Annotated in this window: 19 protein-coding genes; 12 read left to right on the forward strand and 7 right to left on the reverse strand. The window is 60.0% G+C overall.

Annotated features, from left to right (window positions below; genetic code table 11):
- The 5 genes from FHX15_RS26355 to FHX15_RS26375 all read left to right on the forward strand — a co-directional run bounded on the left by FHX15_RS26355 (window position 1) and on the right by FHX15_RS26375 (window position 5,416).
- Window positions 1–1,275: an ABC transporter substrate-binding protein gene (locus FHX15_RS26355; RefSeq protein ID WP_184401302.1), complete on the forward strand. Its 1,275-nt coding sequence runs from the start codon at window positions 1–3 to the stop codon at window positions 1,273–1,275.
- Window positions 1,276–1,346: 71 nt separating this feature from the next.
- Window positions 1,347–2,198: a carbohydrate ABC transporter permease gene (locus FHX15_RS26360; protein ID WP_184401303.1), complete on the forward strand. Its 852-nt coding sequence runs from the start codon at window positions 1,347–1,349 to the stop codon at window positions 2,196–2,198.
- Window positions 2,195–3,055, forward strand: coding sequence for a carbohydrate ABC transporter permease (locus tag FHX15_RS26365; RefSeq protein WP_184401304.1), 861 nt, complete (start codon window positions 2,195–2,197; stop codon window positions 3,053–3,055). The genes FHX15_RS26360 and FHX15_RS26365 overlap by 4 nt, the downstream gene beginning before the upstream one ends.
- Window positions 3,056–3,068: 13 nt before the next feature.
- Window positions 3,069–4,127 carry an ABC transporter ATP-binding protein gene (locus FHX15_RS26370; protein WP_184401305.1) on the forward strand — a complete coding sequence of 353 codons (1,059 nt, stop codon included), beginning with the start codon at window positions 3,069–3,071 and terminating at the stop codon, window positions 4,125–4,127.
- 17 nt (window positions 4,128–4,144) lie between these two features.
- On the forward strand, window positions 4,145–5,416 hold the full coding sequence (locus FHX15_RS26375) for an amylo-alpha-1,6-glucosidase (protein ID WP_184401306.1): 1,272 nt from the start codon (window positions 4,145–4,147) through the stop codon (window positions 5,414–5,416).
- Window positions 5,417–6,039: 623 nt separating this feature from the next.
- On the opposite strand, the gene FHX15_RS26380 is transcribed toward FHX15_RS26375, so the two are convergent.
- On the reverse strand, window positions 6,040–6,513 hold the full coding sequence (locus FHX15_RS26380) for a hypothetical protein (protein WP_184401307.1): 474 nt from the start codon (window positions 6,511–6,513) through the stop codon (window positions 6,040–6,042).
- Between the two features lie 380 nt (window positions 6,514–6,893).
- Window positions 6,894–7,817, reverse strand: a complete 924-nt coding sequence (locus FHX15_RS26385; RefSeq protein ID WP_184401308.1) for an AraC family transcriptional regulator — start codon at window positions 7,815–7,817, stop codon at window positions 6,894–6,896.
- A gap of 162 nt (window positions 7,818–7,979) precedes the next feature.
- Between FHX15_RS26385 and FHX15_RS26390 the strand changes: the two genes are divergently transcribed.
- The 5 genes from FHX15_RS26390 (at window position 7,980) to FHX15_RS26410 (ending at window position 12,727) form a co-directional block, all read left to right on the forward strand.
- Window positions 7,980–9,293, forward strand: a complete 1,314-nt coding sequence (locus FHX15_RS26390) for an MFS transporter (protein ID WP_184401309.1) — start codon at window positions 7,980–7,982, stop codon at window positions 9,291–9,293.
- 54 nt (window positions 9,294–9,347) lie between these two features.
- On the forward strand, window positions 9,348–10,199 hold the full coding sequence (locus FHX15_RS26395) for an SDR family oxidoreductase (RefSeq protein WP_184401310.1): 852 nt from the start codon (window positions 9,348–9,350) through the stop codon (window positions 10,197–10,199).
- Window positions 10,200–10,496: 297 nt separating this feature from the next.
- On the forward strand, window positions 10,497–11,453 hold the full coding sequence (locus FHX15_RS26400) for an SDR family oxidoreductase (RefSeq protein ID WP_409527037.1): 957 nt from the start codon (window positions 10,497–10,499) through the stop codon (window positions 11,451–11,453).
- Window positions 11,454–11,456: 3 nt separating this feature from the next.
- Window positions 11,457–12,092, forward strand: a complete 636-nt coding sequence (locus FHX15_RS26405; protein ID WP_184401311.1) for a DedA family protein — start codon at window positions 11,457–11,459, stop codon at window positions 12,090–12,092.
- Window positions 12,089–12,727 (forward strand): class I SAM-dependent methyltransferase, encoded by a 639-nt coding sequence (locus FHX15_RS26410; RefSeq protein ID WP_184401312.1) that lies wholly within the window; start codon window positions 12,089–12,091, stop codon window positions 12,725–12,727. Before FHX15_RS26405 ends, FHX15_RS26410 begins: the two co-directional genes overlap by 4 nt.
- A gap of 34 nt (window positions 12,728–12,761) precedes the next feature.
- Here FHX15_RS26410 and FHX15_RS26415 read toward each other — a convergent pair whose 3' ends face one another.
- A complete protein-coding gene (locus tag FHX15_RS26415; RefSeq protein WP_246779097.1) occupies window positions 12,762–13,442 on the reverse strand; it encodes a TetR/AcrR family transcriptional regulator in 681 nt (226 codons plus the stop codon).
- 79 nt (window positions 13,443–13,521) lie between these two features.
- Between FHX15_RS26415 and FHX15_RS26420 the strand changes: the two genes are divergently transcribed.
- The gene (locus FHX15_RS26420) at window positions 13,522–14,262 is read left to right on the forward strand and encodes an SDR family NAD(P)-dependent oxidoreductase (RefSeq protein WP_184401395.1); all 741 of its coding nucleotides are present in this window, start codon (window positions 13,522–13,524) and stop codon (window positions 14,260–14,262) included.
- A 96-nt stretch (window positions 14,263–14,358) separates the two neighbouring features.
- On the opposite strand, the gene FHX15_RS26425 is transcribed toward FHX15_RS26420, so the two are convergent.
- Genes FHX15_RS26425 through FHX15_RS26435 form a run of 3 tightly spaced genes read right to left on the reverse strand, consistent with a single transcriptional unit; the run spans window position 14,359 to window position 17,080 of the window.
- The gene (locus tag FHX15_RS26425) at window positions 14,359–14,940 is read right to left on the reverse strand and encodes an intradiol ring-cleavage dioxygenase (RefSeq protein ID WP_184401314.1); all 582 of its coding nucleotides are present in this window, start codon (window positions 14,938–14,940) and stop codon (window positions 14,359–14,361) included.
- Window positions 14,941–14,979: 39 nt separating this feature from the next.
- A complete protein-coding gene (locus FHX15_RS26430) occupies window positions 14,980–16,062 on the reverse strand; it encodes an aldo/keto reductase (protein ID WP_184401315.1) in 1,083 nt (360 codons plus the stop codon).
- A gap of 25 nt (window positions 16,063–16,087) precedes the next feature.
- The gene (locus FHX15_RS26435; RefSeq protein ID WP_184401396.1) at window positions 16,088–17,080 is read right to left on the reverse strand and encodes an MBL fold metallo-hydrolase; all 993 of its coding nucleotides are present in this window, start codon (window positions 17,078–17,080) and stop codon (window positions 16,088–16,090) included.
- Window positions 17,081–17,247: 167 nt separating this feature from the next.
- On the opposite strand from FHX15_RS26435, the gene FHX15_RS26440 reads away from it, so the two are divergent.
- On the forward strand, window positions 17,248–18,177 hold the full coding sequence (locus tag FHX15_RS26440) for a LysR family transcriptional regulator (protein ID WP_184401316.1): 930 nt from the start codon (window positions 17,248–17,250) through the stop codon (window positions 18,175–18,177).
- Between the two features lie 32 nt (window positions 18,178–18,209).
- Here FHX15_RS26440 and FHX15_RS26445 read toward each other — a convergent pair whose 3' ends face one another.
- Window positions 18,210–18,704 (reverse strand): lipocalin-like domain-containing protein, encoded by a 495-nt coding sequence (locus tag FHX15_RS26445; RefSeq protein ID WP_184401317.1) that lies wholly within the window; start codon window positions 18,702–18,704, stop codon window positions 18,210–18,212.
- Between the last annotated feature and the right edge of the window lie 31 nt (window positions 18,705–18,735).

An 18,735-nucleotide genomic window follows, 5' to 3' on the forward strand; every position in this document is an offset into this window, starting at 1 on the left:
ATGAAACGTCTCATGTCATTCGGAGTTTTGGCCTCGACTGTGGTGGCATTCGCCCCACCGGTTCTTGCCCAGACCGTCTTCGTCTCCACGCAGCTTCGTCCGATCGAGGAGGCTACCGTCGTGCGTGAAGAACTTCTGAAGGACGCCGGCGACGTCGACTATGTAGTCGAGGAGCCGCCGCAATTCGCGGTCCGCATGGAAGCCGAGGCCCGGACCGGCAAGCACACGGTCAGCCTTGTCGGCGCCCTGCACGGCGAGCTCTCGCCACTCGCGGACAAGCAGCAGCTCGAACCCCTCGACGATCTCGCCAAGAAGCTCGCCGCTTCAGGCATGCCGCAGCCGGTCCTCGATCTCGGCAAGCTCGGCAAGCCGACGCAGCAATATATCCCCTGGATGCAGGCGACCTATCTTATGGCCGCCAAAAAGGAAGCCCTGCAGTATTTGCCTGCAGGCGCTGAGGTGAACGCGCTCACCTATGACCAGCTCATCGAGTGGGGCAAGAAGATGCAGGAAGCCACTGGCCAGCCGCAAATCGGTTTTCCGGCCGGACCGAAAGGGCTGATGGCGCGCTATTTTCAAGGCTACTTCTACCCGTCCTTTACCGGCGGCGTCGTACGCACCTTCAGGAGCGCGGATGCTGCGGCAGGATGGGAAAAGCTCAAGGAACTGTGGGCCTACGTCAATCCGAATTCGACCAGCTACGACTTTATGCAGGAGCCGCTGGCTGCCGGCGAAGTCATGGTCGCCTGGGACCACATCGCCCGCCTGAAGACCGCGATCTCCGCGGCACCTGACGATTACGTGGTCTTCCCGGCGCCTGCAGGGCCGAAGGGCCGCGGCTACATGCCGGTACTCGCGGGTCTGGCGATCCCGAAGGGCGCACCTGATGCTGCCGGCGCCGTGAAGGTCATCGAAACCCTGACGACGCCCCAGACCCAGCTGCTCACGGCTTACAAAGTTGGCTTCTTCCCGACGCTGGACGTCCAGCTGCCGCCCGATCTCGACAAGGGTGTGGCCCTTCTCGCCGGCGCCGTCACCGCGACCCAGGCCTCCAAGGACGCCGTGATCTCCCTGCTCCCAGCCGGCCTCGGCGACAAGGGTGGCGAGTTCAACAAGGTCTACATGGACAGCTTCCAGCGCATCGTACTGCAGAACGAGCCGGTCGCCGACGTCCTGAAGGCCCAGGGCGAAACCATGGCCAAGCTCATGAGCGAGACCAAGGCGCCCTGCTGGGCTCCCGACGCCAAGAGCGACGGCGCCTGCCCGGTCGAGTAATCCTGCCGTGATGTCCGGGTGTGAATGCCCGGACATTCCTTCCGCAAACCTGCTTTCCTAGGCGGGAAAAAATGACCCAAAATCGACCTTGGATCCCCTATCTGCTGATCCTGCCCTCCATCGTCTTCTTGGCGCTACTCTTCGTCATGCCGCTAGCGCAGACGATTTGGCTGGCGGTTTCGGATGACGGGGTTCCCTCGCTCGCCAATATGCAACGCATGGCGAGCGACATCAATTTCACCCGTTCAGTACAAAATACCTTCCTGCTAACGATCGCCGTCGTGCCGGTGCAAGTCGCCATCGCGCTCGCCATGGGCACGATAGTTTCGAAAATCGGCCGTGGCCGCGAGACGATCCTGTGGATCTGGACGATCCCGCTCGGCATATCGGACCTTGCGGCAGGCCTCGTCTGGCTGTCGATCCTGCAGAATACCGGTTATTTCAATTCGCTGCTCTTCGGCCTCGGCGTCATCGACCGGCAGGCGAGTTGGCTTTCCTACCAGACGCCCGTTGCGCTGTTCATCGCCATCGCTATTGCAGAAATCTGGCGCGGTACGGCGATTGTCATGATCATCATCGTCGCCGGTCTCAACCAGGTCCCGAAGGAGTTCAAGGAAGCCGCTGAAATCTTCGGCGCCGGCCCCTGGACGCGGTTCTGGAAAATCACCCTGCCGCTGATCCGCCCGGCACTGCAATCGGCGCTGATCCTTCGCACTGTTCTCGCCTTCGAGGTCTTCGCGGTCGTTTACGCGCTGGGGGGACGCAATTTCCCCGTTCTCGTCGGCGAAGCCTATAATTGGCAGAGCCAGAACCAGAACTACGGCGTCGCCGCGGCCTACGCGGTGATGATTATGATGGTCTCGCTCGCCGCTACCCTCATCTACCTCAAAGCCATCAAGGTCGATCCGGAGCGCCTGCCATGAGCACAACAGCCATCCCAACCGAACAGGCGGCGGCAGGCAGCCCCGCGAGCTTCAGCTCATCGCGCCGCTGGCTCTTGTGGAGCGGCATTGCCGCTCTCTGCGCCTGGGTACTGGTGCCGATCTATCTCGTCGCACTCGGCGCGTTCGGAGGCCGCCAAGGCGTCTACGTTTGGCCAAAAACCGGACTGCCGACGAGGGTCTCGCTGGAGCCCTTCGTTCTCTTCCTGAAGACCGAAGGTGTCGTCCAGTCCTTTCTCAACTCCCTCGGAGCGGCGGGCATCACGGTGGCACTCTCAATCCTGCTCGGAGCGCCGGCGGGTTATGCGCTAGCTCGCTTCAATTTCCGTGGCAAGGACAGCTACCGCCTCCTGGTGCTGCTGACCCGTGCCTTCCCGCTGGCTATCCTGGCCCTGCCGCTTACCGTCTCCTTCATCCGGCTCGGCCTTTACGACACGATCATCGGCGTTGGCCTAATTCACACAGTGCTGGCGCTGCCTTTTGCGGCGCTCGTCACCCAGGGCATCTTCCTCGGCGTACCGAAGGAACTCGAAGAGGCCGCCTGGGTCTTCGGCTGCACGCGTATTCAGGCCTTCTTCAAGGTTGTGGCGCCGCTGGCACTGCCTGGCATCGTCGCAACCGCCGTCTTCGCCTTCGTCATTTCGTGGAACGAGGTCTTTGCCGCCTCGGTCCTGACGGTGCGCAACCGAACGCTAACGGCCTATCTGCTGACGGTGCTGTCCGAAAGCCCGATGCATTACCGATTTGCCGGCGGTCTGATGCTCATCCTTCCCTCCGTTGTCTTCATCTTCGCGGTCAGACGCTACCTCTTCGCGATCTGGGGCATCTCTTCTAAATAACGGGATTCCACCCATGGCCAATATAGTCATCAACCGCATCCGCAAGAGCTTCGGTGCCTTCGACGCGCTGAAGGAGGTCTCCCTGACGATCAATGACGGCGAATTCGTTTCGCTGCTCGGCCCTTCCGGCTGCGGCAAGACCACGCTTCTGCGCATTATTGCCGGCCTTGAAACCGCCTCCACAGGTGATGTCAGCATCGGCGACAAGTCGGTGATCGGACTGGCACCCAGGGACCGCGGGCTCGCGATGGTCTTCCAGAACTATGCGGTCTTCCCGCACATGAGCGTTTATGAAAACGTCGCCTTCGGCCTTCGAATGCAGAAGGCCGAGGACGCACGCGTCAAGGCGCAGGTTGAGAAGGCAGCCGGGCTTCTGCATATCGAGCAGTATCTCGACCGCTACCCGAACAAGCTTTCGGGTGGGCAGCGCCAGCGCGTGGCGGTTGCCCGCGCACTCGCTGTCGAGCCTAAGGTCTTGCTGATGGACGAGCCGCTTTCCAATCTCGACGCTCTGCTGCGTCTGGAAATGCGCACGGAACTTAAGACAGTGCTGCAGTCGTCTGGAACCACAACGATCTACGTCACCCATGACCAGACGGAGGCGATGGGCCTCTCGGACCGTATTGCCGTCATGCACGGCGGCATCGTCGAGCAGGTTGGCACGCCGATCGACGTCTACAATCATCCCGCCACACGCTTCGTTGGCGGTTTTATCGGCAATCCGCCGATGAATTTCATCAGGATGCCGGTCTCAAATGGCCAGGTTTGCGCAGGCAGCGAACGGCTCGCCACCCCCGCTCAATCCGGCGGCGAGATCATTCTCGGCCTCCGTGGCGAGGCGGTCGAGCTCGCGCCACTGCCACAGGGTCTGGAGATGAAAGTGCGGGTCGCCGAGCCGATGGGCTCGCATCTGCTCCTGACCGGCTCGATCCACGAGCAGCCGGTGCGTGTCATCCTCGCGGCTTCGGAAACCGTCAGAAGCGGCGATACGATCGGCCTCAAACTCGATAGCAAACGCATCACCTGGCTTTCGCCCGAAAGCGGCAAGGCCTTTCCGGCCGCAGCGGCCTGAGATACCGGAGCATATAAATGAACGTGCATATTGCCGAAGCCAAGCGCATCCTCGTCGCCAACGATAGAGGCGGCTACACCGTGCCGACGGAGCGGCTCTATCCCTTCCAATGGAACTGGGATTCCGCCTTCGTCGCCATGGGTTTCGCGCTTTACGATACTGACCGGGCCTATCGCGAACTGGAGCGGCTGGCAGAAGGTCAGTGGGCGGATGGAATGATCCCGCATATCGTCTTCCACCAGAAGAGCGACACCTATTTCCCCGGCCCGAACGTCTGGCGGACCAGCCACACGATCCAGACCTCCGGCATCACCCAGCCCCCGGTATTTGCGATTGCCCTGAAGAAGCTTCACGACGCCGCCGGCGACAAGGCGCGCAGCCTGCCGCTCTACGAAGCGGCGCTGAGATGGCATCGCTGGTGGTATGCGGCCCGCGATCCTGAAGGCACCGGTCTCGTCGCTCTACTACATCCCTGGGAAAGCGGCAGCGACAACTCGCCCGCCTGGGATGTCGCGCTCGCCCGCGTGCCGACGACGACTGATACGCCGGTGCTGCGCAAGGATACTGGCCACGTCAACGCCTCGATGCGACCGCGCGACGAGGACTACAGGCGCTTCATCCACCTCGTCGATAACTACGCTGCCTGCGGCTGGAATCCGGAGGCGCAATGGCAGAAGGCGCCCTTCAAGGTCGCCGAAATCCAGGCGACGGCAATTCTGCTGAAGGCCGGCCAAGAGCTGGAAGCGCTCGCCCGCGAGCTCGGCCGAACGGAGGACGTGGCCGAGATTGCCGCCTTCAACGAAAAGACCCGTAAGGCGATCCTCGCGCAATGGCGCCCCGCCCTCTCGCGCTTCGTCTCGCGCGATCTCGTTTCCGGTCAGGATATCGAGGCACCGACGCAAGCGGGCTTCATCCCCCTCCTCTCGCTCGACCTCGAAAGGTCCATCACCGATGCGCTCGTCGCCGAAATGAGCGTCTGGTCCAGGGGTCTCAAAGTCGCCTTCCCGACCACTAAGCCGGGTTTTGCCGGCTGGGAGCCGAAACGCTACTGGCGCGGCCCCTCCTGGGCGATCATCAACTGGCTGCTGATCGACGGCCTGCAGCGCAACGGCCGCCCCGAATTCGCTGAACAGCTTCGCAAATCGACCATCTCAGCCATCGAAACCGAAGGCTTCGCCGAATACTTTGACCCCACAACAGGCGAAGGCTGCGGCGGCCTGAGCTTTTCCTGGACCGCGGCAACCTATATTTGGCTGGTGAAGCCCACAGGCAATTGCTCTGGTGACTGAAGAATGGATCGTCGAGGAACTGCACGATCTGTCGATGGAGGCTCCAATCGAGCGCGGCTTATGTCAGGAAGTCGCGCAGAAAGAAGCCACCAAGGACGCATTCCGCGCAATCGTTCACGCGAACGATCAACGCGCTGCCAGTCGGTTACCGATTGACTCTTACGCCAGGTGGGACGCTGCTCGGCGAGGCCATGGCCGCTCGGCCTGGAGACATCGCGAATGCACTGACCATCTATGAGGCCGCGATGTTCTCGCGTAGCGAGGTTGCTGCCTCGGGCGCGCACTGAGTCCTGGAGCTTTTCCTGGGTTAGCGTCTGTTCATCATCGGGTAACGACGAATAGAAGTCCGGAGGCTGCGCTATTACTCTGATCTAGCATTTGCCGATTGTTCGTTGGCCTGCGAGCTAACGAGACGACATCGGCAATGTGAATCGGTTCGCTTGGATCGATTCACAAATGTCGTTAGACAAAAGCGGCGGTCTTTGCGATCCCGCAGGCATGCGCACGCCGGGCGCCAAATAGACGAGCACTTTCAACTGCTGCCCGTTGCGAACACGTTGTTATAGAGTTCGATGCTTCAAGCTTACGCCAGCCCTGCCATCTGGGAGCGATGGAGGAACCTTTTACTCCCTGGCTTGTTGCATGGCCATGAACAGTGCAGAGGAAAAAGCCAACAAAGGCACGATCAAGTTTGTACTGACCATTTTCGTCATCGGGATCATTATGGCCGTCGCATATCTCACGTTCTTTACGCCTGGAAGGGTCGTCCCGCCAAACGCGCCAGCTACCAGTGAGGGCTCTGAGTGATCGCCTCGAAGACGATACACGAAGCCGCGGCGCAGCAGTGGAGCGCTGGCTGATTCACGATACTGCCTCACGCACAGATAACGAACGCGTTGGCGATTGCTTCCACCATCACGATAAGGCGTGTAGTCAAGTGCTCGTTCAGCAAGCTGAGCTGCAGGTGTGCGAAGCCGAAAAGGTTCATTTCGCTCGGAACTCATTTCGGCACGAATGGATTCTCGGCTCGCGGGCCTGAACCAGTGGCCGAGGCGATAGCCTGCCGCGCCGGGGCGCCACAGGATCTGCTTGATCACGCCGGCCTCTATATCTTTTTAGCACATCAAGTATAGTTGCCATCAGCAAGCAAGCTTTACGACTTTACCCCAGTGGACGCTGCCCGCTTCCGCTCCAACGAGGCACTACCCACCGTGATCCTCGCTATACTAACTTCTCAAGCATAGTATAGGGCGGCTGTCGAGATGCCCGCCTTGAACCAACCCGAACCGCCGACACGCGACCCTTTTTGGAAGAGTAGCTGGAGTTATTCGCGATTTGCAGGATATGCGCGTGAAATCGGTTAATCTGGCCACCTGATTGAGACAAGTCTTCGCTGCCACATCTCTCGCGAAGGCAGCTGCAATACGAGGCAGGAGAGTCGACAGGGCATTGCTATATAACCGGCTCCGCTAGTACACTACGCTAGACGCACGGCACGGCTAGCATACAGGTCCTGGAGTTGTTGTTGCTTCAAAGCATCTTGCTTGGGCGCGATACCAAAGGTTCGAGAGTATTCTCGACTGAACTGAGAAGCACTTTCGTAACCTACTTTGTAGGCAGCCTCAGTGACATTCACAGCTTGCGTTGCCATGAGTCGGCGCGCCTCCAGCAGCCGTAGTTGCTTTTGAAACTGAAGAGGTGTCATAGCCGTCAGCGCCTTAAAATGCTGATGAAACGAAGACGGGCTCATCCGAGCAATATCAGCCAGTTCTTCCACTCTCAGCGTCTCTGCAAAATTGGTATGCAGGACTGATACAGCTCTGACGACGCGCTCAATGTTCGAGTCGGGCAAGGCAAGCTTGCAGATTTCGCCGCCGTGCGGCCCGCTCAATAACCAGTAGCAGATCTCCCGGACGATCGAAGGTGCCAAAACAGGAATCGCTTTCGGTGTCGCCAGCAGCCGAACGAGGCGAAGGATGCAATCTTCCAAGGGCTGGTCGACCTTCGCGACGAAGGCGCATGGACCTGATGTGTCCGACTGCGGAGGGAGCGCCTCCAATTGTTCGAGGACTTCCCTTACGGTTGCTACGTCAAAGTCAATCATCACCCCGACGTACGGGGTCTCCTCACTCGCCTCGACGATCTGACCGGTTGCTGGTACGCCGACGCTAACGACGAGGCACTCCATCGTTCCGTAGCGCAGCAGCTCCTCGCCCAGCTGCAGTTCTTTGCCGCCCTCAACGACGACGCAGAGCGACGGCCGATAGATGTTGCGCATTGGCATCATCGACTGAAACGAACGGACGATATTGAAGCCTTCTATGGCCGTCGGAAACAGGCCTTGGCCGCCTCCCTGGTCCTCGATGTAGGCGGTGACGGCTGAAAGCAATGGCGTATTCAAGCGGGGCTCCGCTTGCTTCAGGGGCCATGGCAATATGTGGCTCCTCGCCGGCACTATCACCTCACTTGTAGGAATAGGCAAGTTTCTTGAAGGTTCGGGCATTCTGGTCATTGGTCACTCCATCTAGCTTAAGGGTGCAACCAAGCGAGGAGTGACCTCAAGATGACAGAAATTGGCGCCCGGTCAATAGACCCTGTAGAGACACGAGCGCCGCCCATTGCGTCCAACAGAGAATACGTAACAGGCCTGCGAATGGCCGCTATATGCATCGTCCTTTTGCTGATCAACGCATTCTCGCAGATCGATCGAATATTGCCATTCATCCTGGCGGAAAAGATCAAAGGGGATCTGGAGCTGACCGACACCGAGATGGGCCTGCTCACCGGTCTTGCGTTTGCCGTCTGCTACGCACTCCTCTCATTGCCGCTCGCCCGAGCAGCAGATCGGGGCTCTCCCCGGCTCGTATTGGTGTCCTGCGTCCTCATCTGGAGCGTCATGACGACACTCGGAGGTTTTGCCGCCAGTTTCATGTTCCTCGCCCTCACGCGCTTCGGCGTCGCATTCGGCGAGGCTGGCGCGGTGCCGGCAGGCCATGCTCTCATCGGCCGCAAGATCGGTCCCGAGCGGCGTGGTCTTGCAATCGGTCTGTTCGCGATGGGCATTCCGCTCGGCACGATGGCCGGGTTTGCGGCGGGTGGCGCGATAGCAGACGTGTTTGGTTGGCGCGTTGTTCTGATGGGTGCCGGAGGCATCGGCGTCCTGATCGGGTTATTGACCATTTTTGTGGCCGGTCCTACCCCTTCGCTTCCACGTATATCCTCTCGGGACGAACCCTTTCTGCGAACCAGCCTTTACCTGTTGTCATCCTCGGCCTTCCGCTGGTTGTTCGCAGGCGCCGTTTTCCTGGGCTTCGCAGGCGCACCTTTTTATGCCTTCTCCATACCGTTTCTGATCCGCACCCATGGTTTTACCGCGACGGAAGTCGGCGTTTCGTTCGGCATGTTGCAAGGACTGATGGGTATTCTCGGAACATTGGGCGGCGGACGCTGGTTTGATCACGCAGTCCGCTCAGGTAGCGGCAGGGTGCTCGGTCCCCCGGCTATTCTGTTCCTCATCGCCAGTACAACGACAACAGCGGCACTATTTGCCCCGACTGGATGGATGTCCATTGCGCTCTTCGTGCCCGGAATGCTGTCATTTTCCTTCATGTTGCCATGGGGCTTTGGTGCCGCGCATCTGATCGCCGGTCCAGGACGGCAGGCACAGGCGACCAGCCTCGTCATGATCGCGTCCGGCCTTGCCGGGCCGGCACTCGGTCCCCTGGTCGTCGGTATTGTGAGTGATGCAGCAACAGCAGCCGACGTTCCCAACGGCCTCGGGCTTGGTCTGTTGATCGTGCCACTAGCAAGCGCTCTCGCAGGCATTGTCTACATGATCACAAATCAACGTATCGCGACGTTCCTCCGCCGTCAGTGACCGGCAACCGCCGTCGCAGGCCGAACTATCCGAACTCTTTAGGAGATATTGAAAATGTCCAACACAGACAATTCGCGGCGCACGTTCCTCGCCCTCGCAGCGGCCGTGCCATCCGCTATCGCCATGAGCGGCATTGCATCAGCCCAGTCGTCCGATACCGGCGTTGTCGCTCAACCAAGTGACAAACGTGGCGCGGTCGTCACCGGCTCGTCCCGCGGCATTGGTGCCGCGACCGCCCGCCGTCTGGCGCGGGACGGGTACGCTGTGACGGTGAACTACCTCACCAACCGCGAATTAGCTGAAGCGGTCGTTCGCGATATCGAGGCGGCGGGCGGTCGGGCCATCGTTCGCCAGGGAGACGTCGCAGATCCGGCTGCGGTCAAGGCCCTGTTCGACGCAAATGACGAGGCCTTCGGCGGCGTGGACGTGGTGGTCAACAATGCCGGGATTATGAATGTCGGTCCGTTCGCGCAGATGTCCGACGAGGCCTTTGACCGGATGATGGCTACCAACGTCAAGGGGAGCTTCAATGTCTTGCGCGAGGCTTCACGACGAATTCGCGATGGCGGACGGATCATCAGCCTGAGCTCAACTATCATCAATATGAGCCCTCCTGGCACAGCAGCCTACGCCGCAACCAAGGCGGCGCAGGAGATCTACTCGAACGTTCTCGCCAAGGAACTGGGCGGCCGTAACATCTCGGTCAATGCGATATCACCAGGCGCTGTCGATACCCAACTCCTTCGCCAGCACGGGGAGGAAGCGCTTCGCGGCATACCGGAAGCAACCCCGCTCCGGCGGCTGGGCGAGCCAGAGGATATCGCAAATGTCATAGGCCTTCTCTGCTCGCCGGACGGGACCTGGATCAATGGTCAAAACGTCTTCGCAAACGGCGGGATCGCCTGACGGACGACCCCTGTGAACTTGCCTCGCAGCCACCTGGGTCACTCCCGAGTCTCCGGCATGGATGCGGCGAACACGCGAGATCGCCACAAAGCCACCTCTCGGCGGACCGATGGATGTCAACGCATAGGTTCGGATCCCGGAACCGCCCCGTTCCGGATCCGCGAAAGGTCGCTTTACCCCACAGCGACCTCCCGTCCGCCGGAGACGTGCCCTGAACATAGCGTCTTCGGCGGACGATCTTGCCCCAGCAGAAAGACGAAGGGACTGACGATGTCGAAATCGTGGAGACTTGACGATATGCCCTCTCAGAAGGGGCGGACGATCCTGATCACCGGCACTGGTGGTCTGGGCTTCGAAGATGCACTTGCGCTGGCTCGCGCCGGTGGCGACGTCATCATCGCAGGACGCAATCCGACGAAGGGTGCAGACGCTGTCCGGCGCATTAAGGAACAGGCGCCCCAGGCATCGGTCGCTTTGGAGATCGTCGACCTTGGTGATCTCGCGTCGATTGAGGCACTGGCCAACAGACTGAAGGAAACGCGCGATCACATCGATGTGCTCATCAACAACGCCGGCGTGATGACGCCGCCGACGCGTCAGACGACGAGGGATGGTTTCGAACTTCAATTCGGCACCAACTATCTCGGCCACTTCGCCTTGACCGGCCACTTGCTGCCGCTGCTCAAGCTTGGACAAGCCCCACGCGTCGTCACGCTTTCCAGCATTGCTGTTAGGAGCGCAAGCGCCGCAACCAACTTCGACGATCTGCAAGCGGAACGGCATTATAAGCCGATGCCCGTCTACACTCAGTCGAAGCTGGCCTGCCTGATGTTTGCTTTCGAGCTGCAACGGCGAAGTGAAGAAGCGGGTTGGGGTATCACCAGCATCGCTGCCCACCCAGGCGTGTCACGCACCGATCTGCTTCACAATGCCCCTGGGCGCCACAGTGCTCAAGGCCTTCTCAGAACGTTCTTGTGGTTCTTATTCCAGCCCGTTGCACAGGGTGCGCTGCCGACGTTGTTTGCAGCCACATCCCCAGAGGCCCGAGGCGGCGGATATTACGGTCCCGATAGACTGGGCGAAACCCGTGGACATCCAACGGAGGCAAAAATCCCGGCACAGGCGATTGAAAAGCATGTGGCGCACAAGCTGTGGGAGATGTCGGAAAAACTGACCGGGATCTCGTTCAAAACGCAGGCTCCAACCTCGGTGCTCTCTGACCCGGGCGCGACAGCGGTCGCGCGGGAGGGGTAAGAGATGGACCCGCTCGGAAATCTTGTCGACTGGATTGCGATATACGGCATATTCGGCCTCATCGCGATCGGGCTGGCGGAGCGTTTCTTGCCTGCCCTACCCTCCTATGGCGTTCTCGTTGCCATAGGTATCGCGGCCGGCGATCTTTGGTCCCTCCACACCGCTGTCATCGCAACGACGCTCGGGAGTTTTATGGGCGCCCTCAGTCTCTATTTTCTCGTGCGTGTTATCGGGAGAAAGAGGTCCGCAACGCTTCTCTACGCGGTCGGCAGATGGGTGGGTCTATCGCAACCTCGCATCGACTGGACATTGTCCTCCCTGCGCGACCGCGAACAATCGCTGACGATTCTGTCGCAACTCATTCCCACAGTTCGGCTGATCGCGCCTGTGGCGGCAGGGCTCTTGGGCACAAGTACGCTGCAGTTTGCCGCTGGCGTGGCAGTCGGCATAGTCTTGTGGAACGGCTTGTTCATCGCCGCAGGTTATCTCGCTGTTTTGGCCAGTCCCGGCATCAATTCATCCATGCTCGCAATGAAGATACTCATCCTGCTTGTTGTCACAGAGGGACTTGTGGCCGTGTTATGGCGGCTTCAGCGACGATCCGCGATGCGCGTTAATCCGGGAGCCAGTGAGCGATGACGAACAGGACTGCTGATGCCTTTTTGTTTTTTCGGGCGTGGCTTTCCGCGCCCCTTCGCGTCGCCTCGGTTACGCCATCAGGACGCGCGTTGTCTTCACTCATGACGACCGAAATCTCTGCGGACACAGGCACAGTCATTGAACTCGGTCCGGGAACAGGCGTTTTTACGGAAGCATTGCTGAATCGAGGTGTCGCTGAAGAAAATCTCGTGCTGGTCGAATATGGTTCAGAGTTTGCGAGCCAACTTAGCGACCGTTTTCCAGCCGCAAAAACCGTTCAGATGGATGCTGCTCAACTGCGCAAGTTGCCGATCCATGCCTCAGCGCCGGTGGGCGCCGTCGTCAGCGGACTTCCTCTATTATCGATGCCGTTGCGCAAGGTGCATGCTATCCTGGAGGGGGCATTCTCGCATCTTCGCCCGGGTGGAGCATTCTACCAATTCACCTACGGTCCACGATGCCCGATCGCCAGACCCTTGCTCGACCGTCTGGGCCTGAAAGCGACGTATATCGGCTGCACCCTCGCCAATGTTCCGCCCGCAGCCGTCTATCGCATCAATCGACGTCGAACCCGCAGGTCATTCGAACGGACGCATCAGTATCCGTTATTCAATGTTCAGAAAAATCCGTTCTAACGAGCAGCGGTTCGACCTGGACTCATCCGACGGATTACGCCTTGCCCTGCATCCGGTGATCGATGTTGCCAGTGATATGGTCCCAGCCAGAAAGCGCGATTTCCGCCACGGCATGGAGTTCGTCGCGATCCGCTCCGTCGCGGGCGCGGATCGCCATCCCACTTTGAACCGTTTGCACGAATCTCGCCAGTTTGGTCGTGTCGGCCGTGGCCTCAAGGTCGCCGTCGCTCTTCGCTCTGTCGAAGCGCGCCTTGAGGATATCGAAACCGCCTGCGCGCGTCGCTCGCATGAGTTCACTCAGTTCGGAGTGTCCTTCGCTGCCGACGGTAGCGAGCGTTGCCATGCAACCATGCGGCAAATCGCAATCTCCACCGGTCATGGCGATCGCGGAATCCTGAAGAAATGCCAGCGCCGCCTCCCTCGCGGTCGCAGCTTTCCGGAACCGGGTCCAGACCAGGCCTTCGTAGGTCGTGTAGTAATATTTGAGCGCCTCCGCATAAAGCTCATCCTTCGAGCCGAAGGCCGCATAGAGGCTCTTGGTCCCGATCCCCATCGTTTCCGTCAGGTCCGCGATCGAGGTCGCCTCATAACCCTTGATCCAGAACAGCCGTGTCGCGGCGGCAAGTGCAGCCTGGCGGTCGAATTCCCGCGGCCGCCCGCGCGCAGGACGGATCGATGTTAAGCTGGGTGGAGGCGTCGAAAAATTATTATGCATCGACCACTGCATAAATCAGTTGACCACGATTTGCAATGCCGCTACCTATTTATGCATCGATCACTGCATAAAGGAAATGATGATGGAATTGCTTGGAAAGCGTGCCCTGGTGAACGGTGGCTCGCGAGGAATAGGAGCCGCGATCGCGATCGCGATCGCCGAAAAGGGCGCTGATGTCGCGTTCACCTATCAACGCTCGGCAGACAGGGCGGCATCGGTGGTGCAGGCCATCGAGGAAAAAGGCCGGCGTGGGCTTGCAATCCAGGCCGACAGTGCCGATCCGGACGCCATTCGGCACGCCGTCAGTCAAACGGTCGACACACTTGGAGGGCTCGATATTCTCGTCAACAGTGCCGGCATCGGAACCGCCGGCATGACCGCGGATCTGGCGCTCGCCGACCTGCAGGCCATGCTCGATGTGAATGTTCGCGCGCCGGTCCTCTTCGCCAAGGCGGCGATCCCACATCTGTCATCCGGAGGGCGGATCATCTCGATCGGTTCAGCTCTGGCTGAGCGCGTGCCTTTCACGGGCGTAACGACCTATGCCATGTCGAAGTCGGCGCTGCTGTCCTTCACGCGAGGCCTTTCGCGCGAACTCGGACCTCAAGGCATCACCGTCAATCTCGTCCTCCCCGGATCGACCGACACCGATATGAACCCGGCAAATGGCGAGAATGCCAATTATCAGCGAAGCCTCACATCGCTCGGCCGGTTTGGCGAGCCCCGCGAAGTCGCCAGCGCGGTGGCGTTTCTGGCAGGTCCGGGTGCAAGTCTGATCACCGGCGCAGTTCTCAGCGTAGACGCCGGCTTCAACGCCTGATTTAGGCCTCGCATCCTCCGGACGTCGTGTTTTGCGGCGTCCGGCTTTAAGCTCGTATCGCAACTAAACCCTATCCTTTCCAACGGCTGTCCTTCCTCAGGTCACGAAGTCAAACCGTCCGAACTTTCCGTCACCGGTTTGCTTGATGTCGAGAAGCAGCGCTTCGTCAAACAGCCTGTCTCCAGCATTTCGTGTCTCTCCGGGAAAATAGAGCTGGGTGGTGAGGACTCGCCCACCGGGGCGCTGGACCTTGAAATGGAAATGCCGCGTACGGCCTGGATAAAGCGCTGGCACGATGGTGTTGAACCACCAGCGCCCTTGGCCGTCGGTGAACTGGTGCCCGCGCAGACGGAAACCCACGCTGTCATAGTCGCCGTTCTCGTCCGCGTGCCAGATCTCGACGAGACTGCCGCCAAGCGGCCGGCAGCGAGTGTCGAAGACGAAACCGGCGACGGTTATGCGTTCGCCTCCGGGCGCATCCGGATAGAGATCGCGCTCGAGCGGGGAATTCCTGAAGAAGGGACCGGCTTCCCGTTCGAGGGTCAGTTCGTCTTCATCGTCACATGCAGGCGTCAGCGGCAGTTCGGGAGCGGCCTGCGCAAACGGCGAACTTCTCGCCACATCTATGAGGGGCAGCGTCAGAAAGGTCGTCAGAAGCGAACGTCTGGTGGAAGGCAAGACCGTTCTCCCGGTTTAATGGCGGTTAATCGAGGTGGGTCACTGCAGGCGCTGTGCGGCATTCGCCTGTGCTTCCCGGATAAGGCCGGAATACATCTTCTCCTTGCCGGGATACCACGGCATCGTGCCGATAGAGCCGAAGCCGGGAATCGTTTCCATATGTGCGACCATGCGGGCACGCATGCGCTCGTCGGGAAGCGAGCCTGTCATCGCCTGGACATTATCACTCATGTGGTCGGGGTTGGACGTGCCGCAGAGCACGGTGCTGACCGCGGGATGCGCCATGACCCACTTCAGGAAGAACTGCGCCCAGCTCGTCGCCTCGAACTCGGCTGCGAAACCGGGAAGCGGGTGTCCCTCGACCACCTTCATCAGCCGGGCCTTTTCGAGCGGCAGATTGATCAGCACGCCGACGCCCTTCTCGGCGGCGGCGGAGAGAAGCCGGCGCTCGGCGTCACGGTTGAAGATTGAGTAGTTCGTCTGGATGAAATCGACCTCGTCGCGTTGGACGATCGCTAATAGCTGGTCCTGCGCCGCCGACTCGTGATGGGTCACACCGACATGGCGGATCAGGCCCTCCTTCTTCCATGCCTTCATCAGCGGGATGACGACCGGGGCGTTGGTGATGCTGTGGCATTGCATGAGATTGATCGTGGCACGCCATGTCCGCATGCGTGACTGCCGAAAGCTTTCAACCGCGTGGCTCTCGTCTCCAAGATATTCCCCTGTCGACCAGACTTTGTTGGCGAGGAAGATCTCATCCGATCCTTCGAACTCGCCCATGAACTGCCCGACGCTGACTTCGGCCGAGCCATAGAGCGGTGACGTATCAACGACCCGTCCACCTGCGGCAACATAACGTTCGAAGACTTGCCGAAGGGCGTCGCGGCGGTCGCCGGGTTTCAGATCGAAGGTGAGAAACGTGCCGAGACCCAGGGTCGTGACCCGTTCGCCGGTACGCGGCAAGGTGCGGGTCAGCACATCAGGGTTTGATCCAGTGGCCGGCGACACGACATTCGTTTCCTGGGCCTGCGCCGTGGCGTGAGCGGCGAGTGCCAGCCCTGTTGCTGCTACCCCCATCGTTCCCAGAAAGCTGCGTCTGTTGATCTTTGCCCGGTCCATGAGATCTCTCCTGTTTTCTTAACCGTCAGAACTGCCAGTTGGCGGGTACCCAGGCGTAGCCGCCATTGGTCTTCAGCATCCGGCCGAGGCCGGGGAATGGATAGTGGAAGCCAAGCACCGGCATGCGCTCTGCCGCTGCCCTGTCAAAGATGCGACGACGCGAGGAAAGGGCTGTTTCCTTGTCGCGGTCCGGACCCGGAACCCAGGGCCTGTCGACGTTGACAACGGGATGATAGGCAAGGTCCGCCGTCAGCAGCAGTTGGTCCTTTCCGGAATGAACGAGGAAGGTGGCCATGCCCGGTGTGTGGCCGGACGCGACGATCGTCGTCAGGCCCGGCACAATCTCGGCGCCGGCTTCATAGAGCTCGACATCGTTCTTGGTCGGCTCAAGGCTGTTCTTGATGTTGGCGGCGAAACGCAAACGGAATTCCTCCGGGACCGGCATGTAGGAGAGATCCGGATCGGTGCGGACAAAGAAATCCCAGTCGGCCTTCGGGACAAACACCGTGGCGCGGGGAAACGCCTTGCCGCCGTCTGCGGTTCTCAAGTTGCCGACATGGTCCGGATGGGTATGGGAGATGACGATGGCGTCAATGTCGGCAGGACTGAGACCGATCGCCGCGAGATTATCGAAGATCCGGCCACCATTCGGCCCCATGGTCTTGCCGGCGCCTGCCTCGATCAGGATCCGCCGGCCGCCGGTTTCAATCAGCAGCGTGTTGAGATTGAGCGTCATGTGGTCGGTCGGCAGGAATGCTTGGCGCAGTACCTCCTGAAGCTCGGCCTCCGGGGCGTTGCTGGCGTAGACGCGTGGTGGACCGCCAATCACGCCATCGCTCAAGACAGTGGCGCTGATCTCTCCGACGCGGAAGCGATAATGCCCGGCATTACCGGCCATCGGGGACGCGGCCTGAGCGTTGGCTTTGTCAGAACCACCTAGGCTCGGCAGAAGCATGCTGGATGCGCCGGCGACAGCGGACAGCATGATGGCGCGTCTGTTGAGGGTGAAGGCATTCATCTGTCGTTCCTTCTTCTGGGCGCACTGCATCGACCCTTCCTCGATCGGAGAATGGTGGGCGAGGAAGGTTTCCGCAGGACAGTGCTTTCATTTCGGCAATCATGACACGGGACCATTGCTCTGATAACCTGTGATGAGTTGATCAGCTTGATTAGAAAAACTTCGCAATGGATCCAATCCGACTGGACAGCTTCGATGTGTTCGTTGCCATCGTGCGCTGTGGCGGCTTCCGCGCGGCAGCCCTCGAGCGAGGGATATCTTCATCGGCCTTGAGCCAAACAATGAATAATCTGGAGGAGGCTTTGGGCATCCGGCTTCTCAATCGAACGACGAGGAGCGTGTTTCCAACGGAGGCGGGACAGCGTCTCCTTGAACGTCTGGCGCCTGCGCTTGGCGATATCAGGCTTGCTATCGCAGAGATCGACGAGTTGCGGGATAGTCCATCTGGAACCCTCAAAATCAACGCGCCGGCGCCGGCTGTCGATCATTTCCTCTGCCCGCTGGTATTCGACTTCATGGATGCTTATTCCAAGGTGAAGATCGAGATCATCAGCGATGCGGCCGTCATCGATATCGTCGAACAGGGTTTCGACGCCGGCGTCCGGTTCGGTAAGCAACTGGCGCAGGATATGATCGCGCTCCCGCTTGGACCCGCGCTTCGCTATGCAATCGTCGCTTCGCCGGATTATCTTGCGAGGTGCGGACAGCCGCAGACGCCGCACGAACTCGGCGACCACGACTGTGTACGGCGTCGTTTTCCGGGCGGCACGCTCGTCACCTGGCGGTTCAACGAGGGCGGCGAAGATATCGAAGTTACGCCGACGGGTCGCCTGACGGTCAGCTCTGCGCACAATGAACTGCAAGCGGCACTTGCGGGCAGAGGCATCGCTCATGTCTTCGATGACTACGCCAAGCCGTACGTCCAAAGCGGACGGCTGGTGGAGCTTTTATCCGACTGGAGCCCCATCTTGCCTCACTGGTTTCTATACTATCCCAGCCGCCGTCTTCCGAGCGCTGCCATGCGCGCCTTCCTCGACTACATGCGGAGTTACAACTGGCAGGCCAGGTCTGACGCCGTTCCTGCACGCGTCAGATAAGGAATTGCTAGCTGCGCGGATGCTCCTGGGCCTCATTTGACGCGCTGCCACTCGATCCTGATTTCGGTACCTTCTGGCCTGCGAAATTGTTCGGTCATGCGGTCACCCTTCACATCGAGCGTCAGGTCTTTACGTGTTCGCACGCTGCCGACCCAGTTCGGAAAAGTCGCGCCTTCGACGCGGTTGCCGCTGAATTCTCCCTTCTCATCGACGGTGTAGGTTCCGAAAAACCCGATGCTGCGTGCCATAGCCATGCGATTCTCATCGTCTGTACCCTCGCCGCGAGCATTGGAAGCAAACCGGGGGACGTCGGCATCGGTCAGGACTTCCACGAAATGCATGTCGGGCGTGAAGACGAGAAGACCATTGGGCTTTTCCCCATAGGCGGCGATATTTTTTCCACCGGGGTCGATCGTCGCCGACATCATCCGCCACGTGCCGACGACCTGGTTTTCAGCGGCTGCCTGCGCGAAAGCAGAAGACGAAATGCTGACGGCGAGCGCCCATATTACTGGTCGAATGAACATGGTGTTTCCTTTCCGGTTCATGAGGTCGGTG

The organism is Rhizobium sp. BK650 (assembly GCF_014195325.1).
GTDB lineage: Bacteria > Pseudomonadota > Alphaproteobacteria > Rhizobiales > Rhizobiaceae > Rhizobium.